This is a genomic window from Variovorax nivicola, assembly GCF_051216475.1.
In the GTDB taxonomy this organism is placed as follows: Bacteria; Pseudomonadota; Gammaproteobacteria; order Burkholderiales; family Burkholderiaceae_C; genus Variovorax.
This window is the reverse complement of sequence record NZ_JBPJZK010000005.1, coordinates 126045-142163: the sequence shown is the minus strand read 5'-3', so window position 1 is coordinate 142163 and position 16119 is coordinate 126045. Positions and strand designations below refer to the sequence as shown.

The window sequence follows — 16119 nt, the reverse complement described above, 5'->3', positions numbered from 1 at the left end:
GTCAGGGCGCTTCGCACTCGTCGATGAAGTTCTCGAGCAGCTTCTTGAGCTGGCTGGTCTTGCGCGGCCCCAGCGCTTCTTCGATGACATCGTGGTGCGCGTCCACGCTTTTCTTCAGGCGCGAGACCGTTTCCAGGCCCAGGTCGCTGATGTAGACCAGCACCCTGCGGCTGTCGGTGGCGTCGGCTGCGCGCTGCACCAAGCCGCGGCTCACCAGCTTGTCGATGTTCTTGGTCAGCGCCGGGTGGTTCAGCAGCACGGTTTCCGCCAGGTCGCCCATGGAACGCCCCTGCTCGTCGGCGAGCACCTGCAGGATGCGCCAGTGCTCTTCCGTCACCTCTTCCGCGGCGATGGATTGGGCCAGGCCGATGCGCATGCGCCGGTTGGCGGAGGCCAGCAGGTAGGCCAGGTACTGGGAAATGTCTTGCTCGGGCATGGGCGGCGGGGCGGTCTGCGTCGGAATCGGATGCGGTCGAGTCTACGCAGAATCGTTTGCCTTGGAAAGTATTGGCGCGATTTTTGCAGCATGCTCACCCCCGCCGCCGTCCTGGTGCATTGCCAGGGCGCTTTCGATGTTTTCATCCTCCGCACCGGTCATCCGTCCCATGTCCGCCCTCTTATCGAACAGGATTGCGGCCCGCGCGCAACGGCCGCGGCCCCTGCTTGCGCGCCAGGAACTCAACATCGCGCTGTGCGTGCCGCTGGGCGGCACGGCCGGCATATGGGCGCCCTCTTCCCTCGCCTGCGCCAAGCTGGCGCAGGCCGAGCTCAACCGCGACGCGGGCATCGGGGGCCGCTCATGCCGGCTGCTGACCGTCAATGCCGCGGGCGATTCGGCAGACATAGAAGCCACGCTGACCGAACTGGTGCAGGCCGGCGACATCGACGCCATCATCGGCATGCACACCAGCGCCGTGCGCCATCGCATCCTGCGCGCCGTGGGGGGACAGATCCCGATCGTCTACACGCCGCTGTACGAAGGCGGGGAATCCACGCCAGGCGTCTTCGCGATCGGCGAGACCGCCGCACGCCAGCTGCAGCCGGCGATCGGCTGGCTGGGCCGGCACAAGCACCCGCGGCGCTGGTTCGCGGTTGGCAACGACTACATCTGGCCGCACGTCTCGCACCGGATGGCGCGCGGCTACATCGCGCAAGCCGGCGGCGAGCTGGTCGGCGAGATGTACGTTCCCTTCGGAACCACGGATTTCTCGCAGGTGCTGGACGCGCTGCACAAGGGCAGCGTCGACGCCGTCCTGCTCTCGCTCATCGGACAGGATGCCATCGAGTTCAACCGGGCCTTCGGCCGCACGAGCCTGTCGCGCGCCATGCTGCGGCTGTCCTGCGCCATCGGGGAGAACGAACTCCTGGGCATCGGCGCCGACAACGCGGAAGACCTCTACATGGCCTGCGGCTACTTCGCCACGCTCGACACGGAGGCCAACCTGGCCTTCAAGGAGCGCTACTACGCACATTTCGGCGAGCGCGCGCCGACCCTCAACACCTTCGGCCAGTCGACCTACGAGGGCATGCATTTCCTGGGCGCACTGTTCGCCGGGAGCAGGCAGCCCATGGCCTGCCTGGAGCACCTGGGCGGCACGCCGATCCACTACCGAAGCGCGCGGGAAGCCGACTACCAGGGCGGCGGAGTGAACCGCACGCCGATCTATCTGGCCCGGGCCGAAGGCAATGCGTTTCGCGTGATCACGCGACTTTGAGTGAGTGGGGAATTGTTGTGTTTTATTTTCCAAGGAAAACAAAATCATTGACTTGGAAAATATCGGCACACAGAATAAGGCCGTGACGAGCCTGTAGGCGCCCGCTGTTTCGCACGGTGCGGCAAGGCCGACGCAACGCCGATCCGGCCGCCTCTTCGGGGCTGCCGGCGCCCACTCAACGAAGAACGCGGAGTCCGCTCATGGCCATCAAGCGCCCCACCCTCGACCAGCTGCAGGACGTTGCCCTGGGCCTGGGCATCCATCTGTCCGAAGCGCAGGCCAGCAGCTACAACTCGCTGCTGCAGGCCAACTTCGACGCCTACGACGCGGTCGACGCGATGCCCGACTACCTGCCTGTCGTGAGCTATGCGCGCACGCCCGGCTACCGCCCCCTGGGCGAAGAAAACAAGTACGGCGCCTGGTACGTCAAGACCACGATCAAGGGCAAGGCCGAGGGCAAGCTCGCCGGCAAGACCGTGGTGCTCAAGGACAACGTCTGCCTCGCCGGCGTGCCGATGATGAACGGCGCCTCCACGCTCGAAGGCTATGTGCCCAACGTCGACGCCACCGTCGTCACCCGGCTGCTCGATGCCGGCGCCACGGTGGTGGGCAAGGCGGTCTGCGAATACTTCTGCTTCTCGGGCGGCTCGCACACCAGTGCCTCGGGGCCGGTCCACAACCCGCACCGCATGGGCTACTCGGCCGGCGGCTCCTCGTCGGGCAGCGCAGCGCTGGTGGCCGCGGGCGAGGTCGACCTGGCGATCGGCGGCGACCAGGGTGGCTCCATCCGCATGCCGGCGTCCTATTGCGGCATCTACGGCATGAAGGCCACCCACGGCCTGGTGCCCTACACCGGCGTGATGCCGATCGAACTCACCATCGACCACACCGGCCCGATGACGGCCAACGTGACCGACAACGCACTGATGCTCGAAGTGCTGGCCGGCCCCGACGGGCTCGATCCGCGCCAGCATGCGGGCCAAGCCGCCAAGCCCTACAGCGAGCTCATGAAGGACGGCGTGCGCGGCCTGCGCATCGGCATCGTCAAGGAAGGCTTCGGCTGGCCCCAGTCGGACCCCGCCGTCGGTGCCAAGGTGCGCAAGGCGGCCGAGGTGTTCACCCGGCTGGGCGCGATCGTCAGCGAGGTGTCGGTCCCCATGCACTCGGTCGGCCCGGCGATCTGGCTGCCGATCGCCGCCGAGGGCGCCACCCAGCAGATGATGAAAGACAACGGCCACGGCTTCAACTGGAAGGGGCTCTACGTCACCAGCATGGTCGACTTCCACGCCGGCTGGAAGCACCGCGCCGACGAGCTCTCCGAAACGCTCAAGCTCACCATGGTGCTGGGCGAGTATTTCATCAAGCACTACCGCGGCCACTACTACGCCAAGGCGCAGAACCTGGCCCGCCAGCTGACCGCGGCCTACGACAGCGCCCTGTCCGATGTCGATCTGCTGCTGATGCCCACGCTGCCGATCACGGCCACGCCATTGCCCGCGCCCGGCGCGAGCATCGAGGAAGTGGTCACGCGCGCCTTCGAAGTGCTGCCCAACACCTGCCCCTTCGACGTCACCGGCCATCCCTCGATGAGCGTGCCCTGCGGGCTGATCGACGGCCTGCCGGTCGGGATGATGCTCACCGGCCGCTGCTACGACGAGGCCACCATCTACCGCGCCGCCTACGCCTTCGAGCAGGCCGGCGACTGGAAAGCCATCTGACGCTTTCGCCCGCTTTCTTCCGCTTTCTTCCGTTCCTGCCTTTCTCAAACACACAGCGGCGGCTGCGCCCGCCAACCAACGAGGAGTTAGTTCCATGGATCGTCGTTCCTTCATCCAGTCTTCGGCCGCTGCCCTGGCGGGCACTGCGGTGCCGCTGTTTCCGATGGCAGCCATGGCCGCCGACGAGATCGTTGTCGGCAGCATCGTCGACATGTCGGGCGGGCTGGACATCTACGGCAAGCCGATGGCCGACTGCATGACGCTCGCGGTCGAGGAACAGAACGCCGCCGGTGGCCTGCTGGGCAAGAAGATCAGGCTGGCCACCTACGACCCGCAGTCGAACATGCAGCTCTATGCGCAGTTCGCGCAGCAGTCGGCGCTGAAGGACAAGTCGACGGTCGTGATGGGCGGCATCACCTCGGCCTCGCGCGAGGTGATCCGGCCGGTGCTCACGCGCAACAAGACGCTGTACTTCTACAACACGCAGTACGAAGGCGGCGTGTGCGACCGCAACACCTTCTGCACCGGCGTCACGCCCGGCCAGACCGTCGCCAAGCTCATTCCCTACGCAATGAAGAAGTGGGGCAAGAAGGTCTACGTGGTGGCGGCCGACTACAACTACGGCCAGATCACCTCGCAATGGGTCAAGAAGTTCGTGCAGGAGAACGGCGGCTCGGTCGCCTCCATCGACTTCTTTCCGCTCGATGTGACCAATTTCGGCCCGACCATCTCGAAGATCGAAGCGGCCAAGCCCGACATGATCGTCTCGGCGCTGGTCGGCGGCGCGCACATCTCCTTCTACCGCCAGTGGGCCGCCGCAGGCCTGACGAAGAAGATCCCGCTCGCGTCCACCACCTTCGCGGGCGGCAACGAGCACATCGTGCTGTCGCAGGCCGAGGCCGACGGCTTCCTCATCTCCTACAACTACTTCCAGAACCTCGACACGCCGCAGAACAAGGCCTTCAAGGAGCGCTTCTACAAGCGCTTCGGCGCCGACTATCCCAACATCACCGAGCTCGCGATGGGCACCTACCAGGGCTTCAAGCTCTGGGCCGAGGGCGTGAAGAAGGCCGGTTCGCTGGACCGCGAGAAGATGATCGCGGCCCTGGAGACCGGCATCAGCATCGAGGGCCCGAGCGGCAAGGTCTCGCTCGACCCGGCGACCCACCACTGCGTGCTGAACGTGAGCATCGCGGAAGTGCGCAACAAGCAGCTCAACATCGTCGAGACCTTCCAGCAGCAGCAGCCGGTGGACACCAGCGCGGTCTGCAACCTCGTGAAGAACCCGAAGGACAACCAGCAATACGTGATCAAGGTCTGAACGCAAGGCACCGGCATGGATCTCGCACTCGTCGTTCTCATCCAGGTGCTCTACGCGGTGGCGAGCCTGGTCATCGTCTCGGCCGGGCTGGCCGTCATCTTCGGGATGATGAAGGTCATCAACCTCGCGCACGGCGAGTTCATGATGCTCGGTGCCTATGCCGTCATCGCGGCGCTCAAGATCGGCATCAACCTGTGGATCGCGATGTTCATCGTCGCGCCGATCGCGGTGGGCCTGGTCGGCGTGGTGCTGGAGCGGCTGGTCATCCGCCGCCTCTACGGCCGCATGGTCGACACCATGCTGGCCACCTGGGGGCTGTCGCTGCTGCTGGTGGGCATCGTCACCTCGGTGGCGGGCAACACCACGGCCGGCGTCTCGGCACCGCTCGGCAGCTTCTCCGTCGGCGCCTACTCGGTCAGCGGCTACACGCTGGTGATCATCGCGGTTGCCGTGGCGCTGTCGCTCGCTATCCGCTTCGTTCTCACGCGCACGCAGCTCGGCCTGATCGCGCGCGGCACCATGCAGAAGCCCGACATGGCGAACGCCCTGGGCATCAGCCCGAGCCGCGTGTACTCGGTCACCTTCGCGGTGGGCGCCGCGCTGTCCGGCCTGGCCGGCGGGCTGCTCGCGCCGCTGACCGGCGTGGTGCCGACCATGGGCGCCGCCTTCGTGGCCAAGGCCTTCATCACCGTGATCGGCGGCGGGCCGGCCATCCTGGCAGGCCTGATCGGCGCATCGACGCTGTTCGGCGCCATCAACCAGCTCGCGACCTTCGTGACCACGCCGGTGCTCGGCGAGGTGGCGCTGCTCGTGGCCGCGATCGTGATGCTGCGGCTGCTGCCGCAAGGCATCACCGGACGTTTCTTCAAGGGGTCCCTGTGAACCGTTTTGCCAAGTCCTGGGCCAGTGCGGCAATCAGCCTGGCCGTGGGCGTCGCGCTGCTCTTCGGCCTGCCCGGCGTGATGGACGACTACACGCTGATCGAGGTCACGATCTACGCCGTCATGTCGATCCTCGGCGTGAGCCTGGCCTTCATCTGGGGCTTCGGCGGCATCCTGTGCTTCGGGCAGGCGGCCTTCTTCGGCCTCGGCTCGTACACCTATGCGATCGCGATGATGAACATGGGCGACAGCACCGTGCCCTTCCTGCTCGCGATCGTGGTCCCCGCGTTGTTCGCCGCGCTGCTGGGCTACGTGATCTTCTACGGCCGGCTGTCGGACGTGTACATGGGCGTGATCACGCTCACCGTCACGCTGATCCTGTTCAACCTGATCAACTCGACCGCCGGGCCGGAGTGGCGCATCGGCAGCGCGCCGCTGGGCGGCTTCAATGGCATCCCGGCGATACCGACGCTCAACTGGCCCGGGCAGCAGGACGAGGTGCTCACGCCGAAGGACCTGTTCTACGTCACCTTCAGCTGCCTGCTGCTGGTGTACCTGGGGCTGCGCGTGCTGATCAGCTCGAAGATCGGCCGCGTGATCGTCGCGGCCAAGGAGAACGAGCAGCGCGTGCTGCTGCTGGGCTACGACGCGCGCGCCTACAAGCTCTTCAGCTTCACGCTGGGCGGCGCCATCGCAGGCCTGGCGGGCTGCCTGTTCGCGAACTGGGGTGCGTTCACGAGCCCCACCATCTTCGGCCTCGGGCAGTCGGCGCAGATCATCATCTGGGTCATCGTCGGCGGCCTGGGCACGCTGGTCGGGCCGATCATCGGCTGCGTCGCTATCCAGTGGCTGACCTCGCAGATCGGCACGCAGCAGACCTTCAATTCCAACCTGGTGCTCGGCGGCATCCTGGTGGTCTTCGTGCTGCTGGTGCCGCGCGGCATCGTGCCGACCCTCGGCGACCTGATCGACATGGCGTGGCGGCGCCTGCGCAAGACGCCGGCCCATGCCCCGAAGGCGGCCTTGCCCGCTGCGGCCCCCAAAGCCCCGATCGAAGCGCAGCCGCACGCGCTGGCCGCAACGGAGACGGCCCCATGACGACGCCCCTGATCGAGACCCGCAACCTCAACGTGCGCTTCGGCGGCGTGCACGCCACGCGCGACGTGAACTTCACGCTGGCCGAGGCCGAGCTGCGCTGCGTGATCGGCCCGAACGGCGCCGGCAAGAGCACCTTCTTCAAGCTGCTGACCGGCCAGGTCAAGCCGACCTCGGGCCAGATCCTGTTCCGCGGCCAGGACATCTCGAAGATGCAGCCGCACGACCCGGGCCGCCTGGGCATCGGCATCAAGACCCAGGTGCCCAGCCTGTTCAACGGGCTGAGCGTGTGGGAGAACGTATGGCTCTCGGCGCGGCGCCTGAACGGCACCACGCAGGCCGACCGCATCACGCGCGAGACGCTCGAGCGCGTAGGCATGCATGCCTACCGTGACGTCACGGCCGGGTTGCTGTCGCACGGTATGCGGCAGTGGGTCGAGATCGGCGTGGTGATCGCGGCCGATCCGCCACTGATCCTGCTCGACGAACCGGCCGCCGGCATGAGCGACGGCGAGGTCGCGCGCACGGCCGAACTCATTCTGGAGATCAACCGCCAGCATGCGCTGGTGGTGGTGGAACACGACATGAACTTCATCCGCATGATCGCCAGGAAAGTCACCGTGCTGCACCAGGGCGCCGTGATCAAGGAGGACACGCCGGACCGCATCATGAGCGACCCGCTGATCCAGCAGATCTACCTCGGCAAGAAGCCGCACTGAACCCGAAGGCGCACCACAACATGCTGGACGTATCGGGTCTTCACGCAGGCTACGGGGCCATCCCCGTGCTGCACGACATCTCGCTGCAGATCGCGCAAGGCGAATCGGTCGGCATCCTCGGCCACAACGGCATGGGCAAGACCACCATGCTGCGCACGCTGATCGGCGCGCTGCGCGCCACGTCGGGCACCGTGCGCTTCGGCGATGCCGACGTCACGCGCCTCGCGCCGCATGCGCGAGCCCGCCTCGGCATGGCCTACGTGCCGCAGGGGCGCGAGATCTTTCCGACGCTGAGCGCGATGGACAACCTGCGCATGGGCCTGGTGAAGACCGGCGAGCGCACGCTGCACACCGTCGAGGCGCTGCTGGAGGACTTTCCGCGCCTCAAGCCGCTGCTGGAACGGCCCGGCGGTTCGCTCTCGGGCGGCGAGCAGCAGCTGCTGGCGCTGGCCCGCGCGCTGGCCGGCAAGCCCACGCTGCTGCTGCTCGACGAGCCCACCGAAGGCATCCAGCCTTCGATCATCGAGGAGATCGCCGAGACGCTGGCGGCGCTGCGCGACCGCATGAAGCTCACGATCGTGCTGGTGGAGCAGAACCTCGAATTCATCGCCGCCGTGTCGCAGCGGGTGCTCGTCATCAAGCGCGGCCAGATCGGCGGGGAGATCCCGCGCGAGCATCTCGGCGATTTCGAAATCATGAGTCAATACACAGGAGTCCATGGATGAGCAACGAACTGCATTACCTCGAGCTGGTGGACATCGGCCAGCGCATCCAGCGCAAGGAGCTCTCGCCGGTCGAGGTCACGCAAGCGCAACTCGACCGCATCGAAAAGGTCGACGGCGCGCTGAAGAGCTATGCGATCGTGATGGCCGAGCAGGCGCTGGCCGAAGCGCGCCGCGCCGAGGCCGAGATCGCGAAGGGCCAGATCCGCGGGCCGCTGCATGGCGTGCCGGTCGCGGTGAAGGATTTGTGCTGGACCGAGGGCGTGGCCACCGCCGCCGGCATGACGCTCTACCGGGACTTCGTGCCCACCGAGGACGGCACGGCCGTGCGCAAGCTGCGCGAGGCCGGCGCCGTGATCCTCGGCAAGCTGCAGCTCACCGAGAGCGCCTATGCCGACCACCACCCCACGGTCACGCCGCCGGTCAATCCGTGGAACGCGGCGCACTGGTCGGGCGCGTCGTCCAGCGGCTCGGGCGTCGCGACCGCGGCGGGGCTTTGCTACGGCTCGCTGGGCACCGACACGGGCGGCTCGATCCGCTTCCCCAGCGCCGCCAACGGGCTCACCGGCCTCAAGCCGACCTGGGGCCGCGTAAGCCGCCACGGCGCCTTCGAGCTGGCCGCGACACTCGACCACATCGGCCCGATGACGCGCAGCGCCGCCGATGCGGGCGCGATGCTCGGCGCCATCGCGGGCGCCGACCCCAAAGACCCGACCGCGAGCCTCGCGGCCGTGCCCAACTACCTGGCGGGCATGCAGCGGGGCCTGCGCGGCTTGCGCGTGGGCATCGATGCGCGCTGGAATGGCGAGGGCGTCGATGCGCAGACCCTGAAGGTGATGGAAGGCGCGCTCGCGGCCGTGCGCGAACTCGGCGCCGAGGTGCGCGAAGTTGCCTTCCCCGATCCGGCGCAGGTCATCGCCGACTGGTTTCCGCTCTGCGGCATCGAGGCGGCCGTGGTGCACGAGTCGACCTACCCCGCACGCAAGGACATGTACGGCCCGGCCCTCTCCGGCCTGCTCGACCTCGGCCGCGCACAAAGCGGCGTGGACTACCAGAAGATCGTGCTGAACCGCCATGCCTTCAGCGGCCGGGTGCGGGCGATGTTCGAGGGCATCGACCTGCTGCTGGTCCCGGCCCACGGCGTGGCCTCGCCTACGCTCGCGCGCATGGCCACCTTCGGTGAGGACGCCGGGCTGATGTCCGCCATGCTGCGCTACACCTGCCCCTTCGACATGAGCGGCAGCCCGACGATCACGCTGCCGGGCGGCTTCACCGAGGCCGGCACGCCGGTTGCCTTCCAGTTCGTCGCCCGGCATTTCGAGGAAGAGCTGCTTGTGCGCGCGGGCTGGGCCTTTCAGCAGGCGACCGACTGGCACCAGCGGCATCCGGCGCTTTGAACGCGCCGCCGCGGGACATGGCACCGGCGTACGACACGATCATCGTGGGTGCCGGCACCGCGGGCTGCGTGCTGGCGAACCGGCTCTCGGCCGATCCGGCCCGCAAGGTGCTGCTGCTCGAGGCGGGCCGGGCCGCGCCCCGGGCCTCCAGCATTCCGGCGCTGTGGTCGTCGATGTTGAACACCGAGGTGGACTGGAGCTTTCATACCGAGCCGCAGCCGGGTTGCAAGGGGCGGCGCCTGTACTGGCCCAGAGGCAGGATGGTCGGAGGATCGGGCGCCCTGAACGCGATGATCTACATGCGCGGCCTGCCCTCCGACTACGAACGCTGGGCAACGGCCGGATGCGCCGGGTGGAGCTGGAAAGAGGTACTGCCGTTCTTCAAACGGTCCGAGCAGAACCTTCGGCTCGGCGCTTCGCCCCTGCACGGCTGCGAAGGGGAACTGCTCGTCTCCGACATCACGCACGTCGACGCGGTGGAGCGCTTCTGGCTGCAGGCCGCGCAGGCAGCCGGCTTGCCGGCGAACGAAGATTTCAATGGCCCGGGCCAGGAAGGCGTCGGGCTGTTCCAGGCCACGGTGAAGGACGGCGCGCGCTTCGGCACCGGCAGTGCATTCCTGGCACCCGCACTGGCGCGCCCCAACCTGTCCCTGCACACCGGTGTGACGCTCCTGCGCCTGATCTTCGAAGGCACGCGGGCGACCGGCTTGGAGTTTCTTCACAACGGGACTCCCGGACGCGTCACCGCCTCCTCCGAGGTGGTGCTCTGCGCAGGCGCCGTGGGCTCGCCGCACCTGCTGCTGAACTCGGGCATCGGCGCGGCCGACGAGCTTTCCCGCGTTGGCATACGTCCGCTGATCGACCTGCCCGGCGTCGGCAAGAACCTGCAGGACCACGTCAACGCCTCCATCACCTGTGCCACGCATGAGCGGTTCGGTATCGCACAGGCTACGGACGAGGAGGCGGCGCTTCACATGAAGCTGTGGGAGCAGGGCCGCAGCGGACCGCTCGCCTCGAATTGGTCTTCATGCGGCGGCTTCGCGCGCGTCGGACCCGGCACCGGAGACCCCGATCTGCAGCTCTACTGCATCCCGAACGCCAACCGCGACCACAACCGCCATCTTTCGGCAGGCCCGGGCATCACGCTTTTTTCGGTTTTGCAGCGACCGCAGAGCCACGGCGAGCTGCGCTTGCGTTCAGCCGATCCGCTCGAGGCGCCGGCCATCGATCCCCGGTACTTCAGCGACGCGCAGGGCAGCGACCTGCAGCTTCTGGTGGAAGGCATCCGCCTCAACCGGGAGATCCTGCGCCAGGCGCCCATCGCCGAACACCTCGGCGACGAGATTTCGGCCAGTGCGGGCGCAGTCACCGATGCACAGCTGCGCGATTTCGTTCGCGGCCACGCATCCACCCTGTATCACCCGACCAGCACCTGCAAGATGGGCATCGACGATCTGGCAGTCGTGGACCCGACGCTGAAGGTTCATGGCATCGAAGGCCTGTATGTGGCCGATGCCTCGGTGTTCCCTTCGATGGTTTCGGGCAACACGAATGCGCCGACGGTGATGGTGGCGGAGCGTGCGGCTCACTTCATCGACCCCTGAGCCGCCATTCATTGCCGAATCACCGCCTTGGTCCTGTCGGGCGACGCGATCCGCTGACGCACCCGCGATTCGGCTATCGTCTTGCGAATGCCGCTTTCGCAACCCTCACTCACCGGCCCCCGCCTTCTCCTGCGCCCGCTGCTCGCTTCCGATGCGGCGGCGCTCGTCGAGGCAGCCTCCGACGGCGAACTCTGGAGCCTGCCGTTCACCGTCGTGCCCTCGGCCGAAACAGTCGATGCCTACATCGGCAACGCCCTCGCTGGCCGTGACGCCGGCACCGTGATGCCCTTTGCCACCGTGGTGCGCGAGACCGGCAAAGTCATCGGCTCCACGCGCTTCTGGAAGATCGACCGCATCAACCGCAAGCTGGAAATCGGCAGTACCTGGATCGCGGCCTCATGGCAGAAGACCTTCGTCAACACCGAGGCAAAGCTGCTGATGCTGCGCTACGCTTTCGAAGAGTTGCAATGCGTGCGCGTGCAGCTCACCACCGACGAGATCAATGCCAAGTCGCGCGCGGCCATCCTTCGGCTCGGCGCGAAGCAGGAAGGCATCGTGCGCAACGAACGCATCATGCCGGACGGCCGCAAGCGCAATTCGGTGCGCTTCAGCATCATCGATGACGAGTGGCCGGCGGTTAAGCAGCAACTGGAAGCGCGACTCCGTGCATGAATGTCGCGCATGAACGAAATGGAGAGCGCCCATGTGCCGCAGCATCAAGACCCTCTACAACTTCGAGCCGCCCGCCACCGAGCAGGAGATCCGCGCCGCCGCGCTGCAGTTCGTGCGCAAGCTCAGCGGCTTCAGCGTGCCGTCCAGGGCGAACGAAGAAGCCTTCGAACGCGCGATCGATGAAGTGGCCGCCACCGCGGCTCGGCTGATCGACTCGCTGGTCACCACGGCCGAGCCGCGCGATCGGGCCATCGAGGCTGAACGCGCCAAGGCCCGCGCCGCCGTGCGCTTCGGCAGCAGCCCTGCCGGATAACCTGCCGCCAGCACCGCAGCATCGCCTTTGATATGGTGCTCTCCAGCACCACCATGCGAATTCCGAGCGTATGAAAAAGACTTATACCGGCGGCTGCCACTGCGGCGCCGTGCGATTCGAGGCCAACATCGACCTGAGCCTGGGCACCCTGCGTTGCAACTGCTCGATCTGCACCAAGACCCGCTTCTGGCCCGCCATCGTCGCGACCGATGCCTTCCGGCTGATCGAAGGCGAATCCGAACTCAGCGAGCAGATGCTCGACACCCGCAACAGCCACTACATCGTCTGCAGGCATTGCAGCGTGCGCTCCTTCGGCGTGGGCCATTCGCCCGAGACCGGCGCGAGCGCCTATGGCGTGAACGTGACCTGCCTGGACGACGTGGACCTCGACGACCTCGCCAACTCGCCGATCAGCTACGTGGACGGACACCGCGGCACCTGGCACGTCGCGCGCACGGCCATCGGAATCTGACGAAGAGAATCGTTTCCCGCAAAAACCACCATCTGAAGATATACACATGCCCATCGAACTCTGGCTCGCCTTCGTCGCGGCCTCCGCCGTCATGCTGATCATTCCGGGGCCGACCATCCTCACGGTGATCAGCTATTCCATGTCCCACGGCCGCCGCGCCAACGTGCCGCTGGTGGCGGCCGTGGCGCTCGGCGACTCGACGGCGCTAGTGGTGTCGCTGCTGGGGCTGGGCGCTCTGCTGGCCACATCGGCCTTCTGGTTCACGGTGGTCAAGTGCGTGGGCGGGCTGTACCTGCTGTACCTCGGCATCAAGCTGCTGCGCGCGGGCATCTCGTCCACCGAAGTCGCCGCGCCGGCCGCGCCCGCCTCGCGGCTGCGGCTGTTCGCCAACACCTACCTGGTGACCGCGCTGAACCCGAAGGGCATCGTGTTCTTCGTGGCCTTCCTGCCGCAGTTCATCAGCCCGGCGGCCGACGTGACACGCCAGCTCTGGGTGCTGGCCGTCACTTTCGTCGTGCTGGCAGCGACCAATGCCACGCTCTATGCGGTGTTCGCAGGATCGGCGCGCAAGCTGCTGTCGTCACCGCGCGCGCAGCGACGCTTCAACTTCGCGGGTGGCTCGCTGCTGAGCGCTGCGGGCATCTGGGCTCTGATGGCTCGCCGGCCGGTGTAGCCGACCCGCGCAGCCCCATGAAAAAGGCCGCGAAGCGCCATGCTTCGCGGCCTTTTTTATGTCGATCATCAGATCAGTTGCGGTACGGATTGTTCGGATTGCGGTCGTAACGGTTGGGAACGCCGTCGTTGTCACGGTCCCTGTCATAGCGGTTCGGCACGCCGTCGCGATCACGGTCGCCGTAGTGCTGGCCACGCGGCGGCGGACCACCGTAGGGTGCGACCACACAGCCGGCCAGGATGGCCGATGCGGCCAGCAGGATCGCCAATGTCTTCGTCATGTGAGTTCTCCTTGGAGTGTTTGTGAAACCGGGGTTCGCCTCCTGCGAGCCGGTACTGCATTGAAGGCCACGCCGGTACGCGTTGGGTTTCTCGATTGAGGCCCTCGCGTGAAGTTCGTTACCGGATGTGGAACCTGCAGTGAACTCTGGGCCGGAGTTCTAGCTCCGGCAAGGCGGCGGCCCGCCCGTCCGGGAGTAGGCGCGGTTCCCGTGGTGCATCGCCGAGAATGTCGTGGCCTTCCGCCTTTCGGACACGAATCTTTTCGATGCAGCTCGCGCCCTTCATTCCCGCCCGCAAGACCCTCGCCGCTGCCCTGCTGGCAGCGGCCTGCGCGCACCCTGCCTGGGCCCTGGTCAGCTTCGAAGAGGTGAAGCGCGATTTCCGCTCGTCCGACACCGCGGTGCTCGACCGCAACGGCGAGCTGCTGCAGCGCGTGCGCACCGATCCCACCGTGCGGCGCGGCCAGTGGACCGCGCTGGCCGATGTGTCGCCCGCGCTGCGCACGGCCATGGTGCTGAGCGAGGACAAGCGCTTCTACGAGCACAGCGGCATCGACTGGCGTGCGGTCTCGTCCGCTGCCTGGGGCAACTTGTGGAACACGCGCACGCGCGGCGCCTCGACCATCACGATGCAGCTGTCGGGCCTGCTCGACGAAGACCTGCGCCGCAACTCGGGCGGGCGCAGCTTCACGCAGAAGATCGGGCAGACGGTGGCTGCCGCGCAGCTGGAACGCAATTGGCGCAAGGACCAGATCCTCGAGGCATATCTCAACACCGTGCCGTTCCGCGGCGAGATCGTGGGCATCGACGCGCTCTCGCGCACGCTGTTCGGCAAGGCGCCGAGCGGGCTCGATGCGCGCGAAGCAGCCGTCGCGTCGGCGCTGGTGCGTGCGCCGAATGCCAAGCCCGCCGTGGTGGCGCAGCGCGCCTGCGAAGTGCTGCGCGCGATGGAGCCGCAGCAGAAGACCGACTGCGAGGCGCTCGACATGTTCACCAGCGCGGCGGTGCAGCGCAAGGCCTTCGAGGCAAACGAAGGAATTGCGCCGCATGCGGCGCGGCGTGTGCTGCGGGAGTTGAGGGACGCGAATGCGGGGGCAGCCCCCACCCCGGCCCTCCCCCAGAGAGGGAAGGAGAAAGACAAGGAAGTCGGCGTGCGAACGACGCTGCGCGCACCGCTGCAGCGCTTTGCGCTCGACTCCCTGCAACGCCACCTGCGCGAACTGCGCGAGCGCCATGTGGAAGACGGCGCGCTCGTCGTGCTCGACAACGCAACGGGCGAAGTGCTCGCCTGGGTCGGCTCCTCCGGTCCATTGAGCCAGGCGGCCGAGGTCGATGGCGTCACCGCATTGCGCCAGCCGGGCTCCACGCTCAAGCCGCTGCTCTATGGGCAGGCGATTGCCGAGCGGCGCATCACCGCGGCCTCGCTGATCGAAGACTCGTCGGCGCAGATCAGCACCGCCAGCGGCCTCTACATTCCGCAGAACTACGACCGCCGGTTCAAGGGCCCGGTGTCGGCGCGCACCGCGCTGGCCGCCTCGCTCAACGTGCCGGCCGTGCGCACGCTGGTGATGGTGTCGCCCGAGGCCTTCGCGCGCGAGCTGCGCGCCGCCGGCCTGCCGCTGCGCGAGAGCGGCGACTACTACGGCTACAGCCTCGCGCTCGGCAGCGCCGAGGTGTCGCTGCTGTCGCTCACCAACGCCTACCGCATGCTGGCCAACGGCGGGCGCTACGGCACGACGACGCTGACGGCGCGGCCACAACCAGCGCTTGCGCCTGCGGACAAGACGAAGGCAACCGCCCCGCCGCTGCTCGACCCGCGCGCCGCCTTCATCGTCGGCGACATCCTCTCCGACCCGAACGCGCGCACGCGCACCTTCGGCCTCGACAGCATCCTCTCCACCCGCTTCTGGACGGCCGTGAAGACCGGCACCAGCAAGGACATGCGCGACAACTGGGCGGTGGGCTGGTCGCAGCGCTACACGGTGGGCGTGTGGGTCGGCAACGCCAGCGGCGAATCGATGTGGGACGTGAGCGGCACCAGCGGCGCCGCGCCGGTGTGGGCCGAGGTGATGCGCTTCCTGCACGCGCGCGAGCCGAGCCGCGCGCCCGCGCCGCCGTCAGGCCTCGTCGAGGCGCGCGTGAGCTTCGGCCCCGGCGCCGACGGCAACCCGCTCGAGGCGGCGCGCAGCGAATGGTTCTTGCAGGGCACCGAACAGCCGCTGTTCGCGCTCGACACCGGCATGGCAGCCGACACCGTCTCGGCGCGCATCACCGCGCCGACCGACGGCACCATCATCGCGCTCGACCCCGACATTCCGCCCCTGCGCCAGCGCGTGCGCTTCGACTCGGAAGGCCGCGGCGTTCAGTGGCGCGTCGACGGCAAGCCCCTTGCGCGCGGCAACAGCGTGCAGTGGTTTCCCTGGCCGGGCCGCCATGTGATCGAGCTGGTGGACGCCAGCGGCAAGGTGGTCGACCAGCGCCGGCTCGAAGTGCGCGGCGCGGGCGTGGTGACGAAGAGCGCGCGCCGGTGAAGACCC

The 16119-nt window shown here is 67.5% G+C and carries 16 protein-coding genes; 14 read left to right on the top strand and 2 right to left on the bottom strand.

The genetic code is table 11. The features are described from left to right. Window position 1: 1 nt before the first annotated feature. Window positions 2–436, bottom strand: coding sequence for a MarR family winged helix-turn-helix transcriptional regulator (locus ACSFBF_RS20950; RefSeq protein ID WP_093049237.1), 435 nt, complete (start codon window positions 434–436; stop codon window positions 2–4). Window positions 437–605: 169 nt separating this feature from the next. Between ACSFBF_RS20950 and ACSFBF_RS20945 the strand changes: the two genes are divergently transcribed. The 13 genes from ACSFBF_RS20945 (at window position 606) to ACSFBF_RS20885 (ending at window position 13302) form a co-directional block, all read left to right on the top strand. Continuing rightward, complete coding sequence (locus ACSFBF_RS20945; RefSeq protein ID WP_435470312.1) at window positions 606–1715, top strand: substrate-binding domain-containing protein; 1110 nt, start codon at window positions 606–608, stop codon at window positions 1713–1715. Between the two features lie 200 nt (window positions 1716–1915). Then, the gene (locus ACSFBF_RS20940; RefSeq protein WP_435470310.1) at window positions 1916–3433 is read left to right on the top strand and encodes an amidase; all 1518 of its coding nucleotides are present in this window, start codon (window positions 1916–1918) and stop codon (window positions 3431–3433) included. Between the two features lie 94 nt (window positions 3434–3527). Then, window positions 3528–4754 (top strand): urea ABC transporter substrate-binding protein, encoded by a 1227-nt coding sequence (locus ACSFBF_RS20935; RefSeq protein WP_435470308.1) that lies wholly within the window; start codon window positions 3528–3530, stop codon window positions 4752–4754. 15 nt (window positions 4755–4769) lie between these two features. Beyond that, window positions 4770–5636, top strand: a complete 867-nt coding sequence (locus ACSFBF_RS20930) for a branched-chain amino acid ABC transporter permease (RefSeq protein WP_354337339.1) — start codon at window positions 4770–4772, stop codon at window positions 5634–5636. Then, window positions 5633–6733 (top strand): branched-chain amino acid ABC transporter permease, encoded by a 1101-nt coding sequence (locus ACSFBF_RS20925; protein WP_435470306.1) that lies wholly within the window; start codon window positions 5633–5635, stop codon window positions 6731–6733. Before ACSFBF_RS20930 ends, ACSFBF_RS20925 begins: the two co-directional genes overlap by 4 nt. Beyond that, window positions 6730–7449, top strand: a complete 720-nt coding sequence (locus ACSFBF_RS20920) for an ATP-binding cassette domain-containing protein (protein ID WP_435470304.1) — start codon at window positions 6730–6732, stop codon at window positions 7447–7449. Before ACSFBF_RS20925 ends, ACSFBF_RS20920 begins: the two co-directional genes overlap by 4 nt. A gap of 20 nt (window positions 7450–7469) precedes the next feature. After that, window positions 7470–8174, top strand: a complete 705-nt coding sequence (locus ACSFBF_RS20915; protein ID WP_435470302.1) for an ABC transporter ATP-binding protein — start codon at window positions 7470–7472, stop codon at window positions 8172–8174. Then, window positions 8171–9568 carry an amidase gene (locus ACSFBF_RS20910; protein ID WP_435470300.1) on the top strand — a complete coding sequence of 466 codons (1398 nt, stop codon included), beginning with the start codon at window positions 8171–8173 and terminating at the stop codon, window positions 9566–9568. The genes ACSFBF_RS20915 and ACSFBF_RS20910 overlap by 4 nt, the downstream gene beginning before the upstream one ends. A 17-nt stretch (window positions 9569–9585) precedes the next feature. After that, the gene (locus ACSFBF_RS20905) at window positions 9586–11172 is read left to right on the top strand and encodes a GMC family oxidoreductase (protein WP_435470298.1); all 1587 of its coding nucleotides are present in this window, start codon (window positions 9586–9588) and stop codon (window positions 11170–11172) included. Between the two features lie 87 nt (window positions 11173–11259). Continuing rightward, window positions 11260–11844, top strand: coding sequence for a GNAT family N-acetyltransferase (locus ACSFBF_RS20900; protein ID WP_435470296.1), 585 nt, complete (start codon window positions 11260–11262; stop codon window positions 11842–11844). A 31-nt stretch (window positions 11845–11875) separates the two neighbouring features. Then, window positions 11876–12157, top strand: coding sequence for a DUF2277 domain-containing protein (locus ACSFBF_RS20895; protein ID WP_435470294.1), 282 nt, complete (start codon window positions 11876–11878; stop codon window positions 12155–12157). A gap of 70 nt (window positions 12158–12227) precedes the next feature. Beyond that, window positions 12228–12629, top strand: coding sequence for a GFA family protein (locus ACSFBF_RS20890; RefSeq protein ID WP_435470292.1), 402 nt, complete (start codon window positions 12228–12230; stop codon window positions 12627–12629). Between the two features lie 46 nt (window positions 12630–12675). Then, on the top strand, window positions 12676–13302 hold the full coding sequence (locus ACSFBF_RS20885; protein WP_093050364.1) for a LysE family translocator: 627 nt from the start codon (window positions 12676–12678) through the stop codon (window positions 13300–13302). Between the two features lie 73 nt (window positions 13303–13375). On the opposite strand, the gene ACSFBF_RS20880 is transcribed toward ACSFBF_RS20885, so the two are convergent. Next, window positions 13376–13582 (bottom strand): thrombospondin type 3 repeat-containing protein, encoded by a 207-nt coding sequence (locus ACSFBF_RS20880; protein WP_435470289.1) that lies wholly within the window; start codon window positions 13580–13582, stop codon window positions 13376–13378. Between the two features lie 266 nt (window positions 13583–13848). Here ACSFBF_RS20880 and pbpC point away from each other — a divergent pair, with 266 nt between their 5' ends. Next, window positions 13849–16113 carry a penicillin-binding protein 1C gene (gene pbpC / locus ACSFBF_RS20875; RefSeq protein WP_435470287.1) on the top strand — a complete coding sequence of 755 codons (2265 nt, stop codon included), beginning with the start codon at window positions 13849–13851 and terminating at the stop codon, window positions 16111–16113. Window positions 16114–16119 lie beyond the last annotated feature (6 nt).

Bases quoted from the DNA above. Each gene is read 5' to 3' on its own strand.
- ACSFBF_RS20950 (WP_093049237.1), bottom strand. From the start codon at position 436: ATGCCCGAGCAAGACATTTCCCAGTACCTGGCCTACCTGCTGGCCTCC.
- ACSFBF_RS20945 (WP_435470312.1), top strand. From the start codon at position 606: ATGTCCGCCCTCTTATCGAACAGGATTGCGGCCCGCGCGCAACGGCCG.
- ACSFBF_RS20940 (WP_435470310.1), top strand. From the start codon at position 1,916: ATGGCCATCAAGCGCCCCACCCTCGACCAGCTGCAGGACGTTGCCCTG.
- ACSFBF_RS20935 (WP_435470308.1), top strand. From the start codon at position 3,528: ATGGATCGTCGTTCCTTCATCCAGTCTTCGGCCGCTGCCCTGGCGGGC.
- ACSFBF_RS20930 (WP_354337339.1), top strand. From the start codon at position 4,770: ATGGATCTCGCACTCGTCGTTCTCATCCAGGTGCTCTACGCGGTGGCG.
- ACSFBF_RS20920 (WP_435470304.1), top strand. From the start codon at position 6,730: ATGACGACGCCCCTGATCGAGACCCGCAACCTCAACGTGCGCTTCGGC.
- ACSFBF_RS20915 (WP_435470302.1), top strand. From the start codon at position 7,470: ATGCTGGACGTATCGGGTCTTCACGCAGGCTACGGGGCCATCCCCGTG.
- ACSFBF_RS20910 (WP_435470300.1), top strand. From the start codon at position 8,171: ATGAGCAACGAACTGCATTACCTCGAGCTGGTGGACATCGGCCAGCGC.
- ACSFBF_RS20905 (WP_435470298.1), top strand. From the start codon at position 9,586: ATGGCACCGGCGTACGACACGATCATCGTGGGTGCCGGCACCGCGGGC.
- ACSFBF_RS20900 (WP_435470296.1), top strand. From the start codon at position 11,260: ATGCCGCTTTCGCAACCCTCACTCACCGGCCCCCGCCTTCTCCTGCGC.
- ACSFBF_RS20895 (WP_435470294.1), top strand. From the start codon at position 11,876: ATGTGCCGCAGCATCAAGACCCTCTACAACTTCGAGCCGCCCGCCACC.
- ACSFBF_RS20890 (WP_435470292.1), top strand. From the start codon at position 12,228: ATGAAAAAGACTTATACCGGCGGCTGCCACTGCGGCGCCGTGCGATTC.
- ACSFBF_RS20885 (WP_093050364.1), top strand. From the start codon at position 12,676: ATGCCCATCGAACTCTGGCTCGCCTTCGTCGCGGCCTCCGCCGTCATG.
- ACSFBF_RS20880 (WP_435470289.1), bottom strand. From the start codon at position 13,582: ATGACGAAGACATTGGCGATCCTGCTGGCCGCATCGGCCATCCTGGCC.
- pbpC (WP_435470287.1), top strand. From the start codon at position 13,849: ATGCAGCTCGCGCCCTTCATTCCCGCCCGCAAGACCCTCGCCGCTGCC.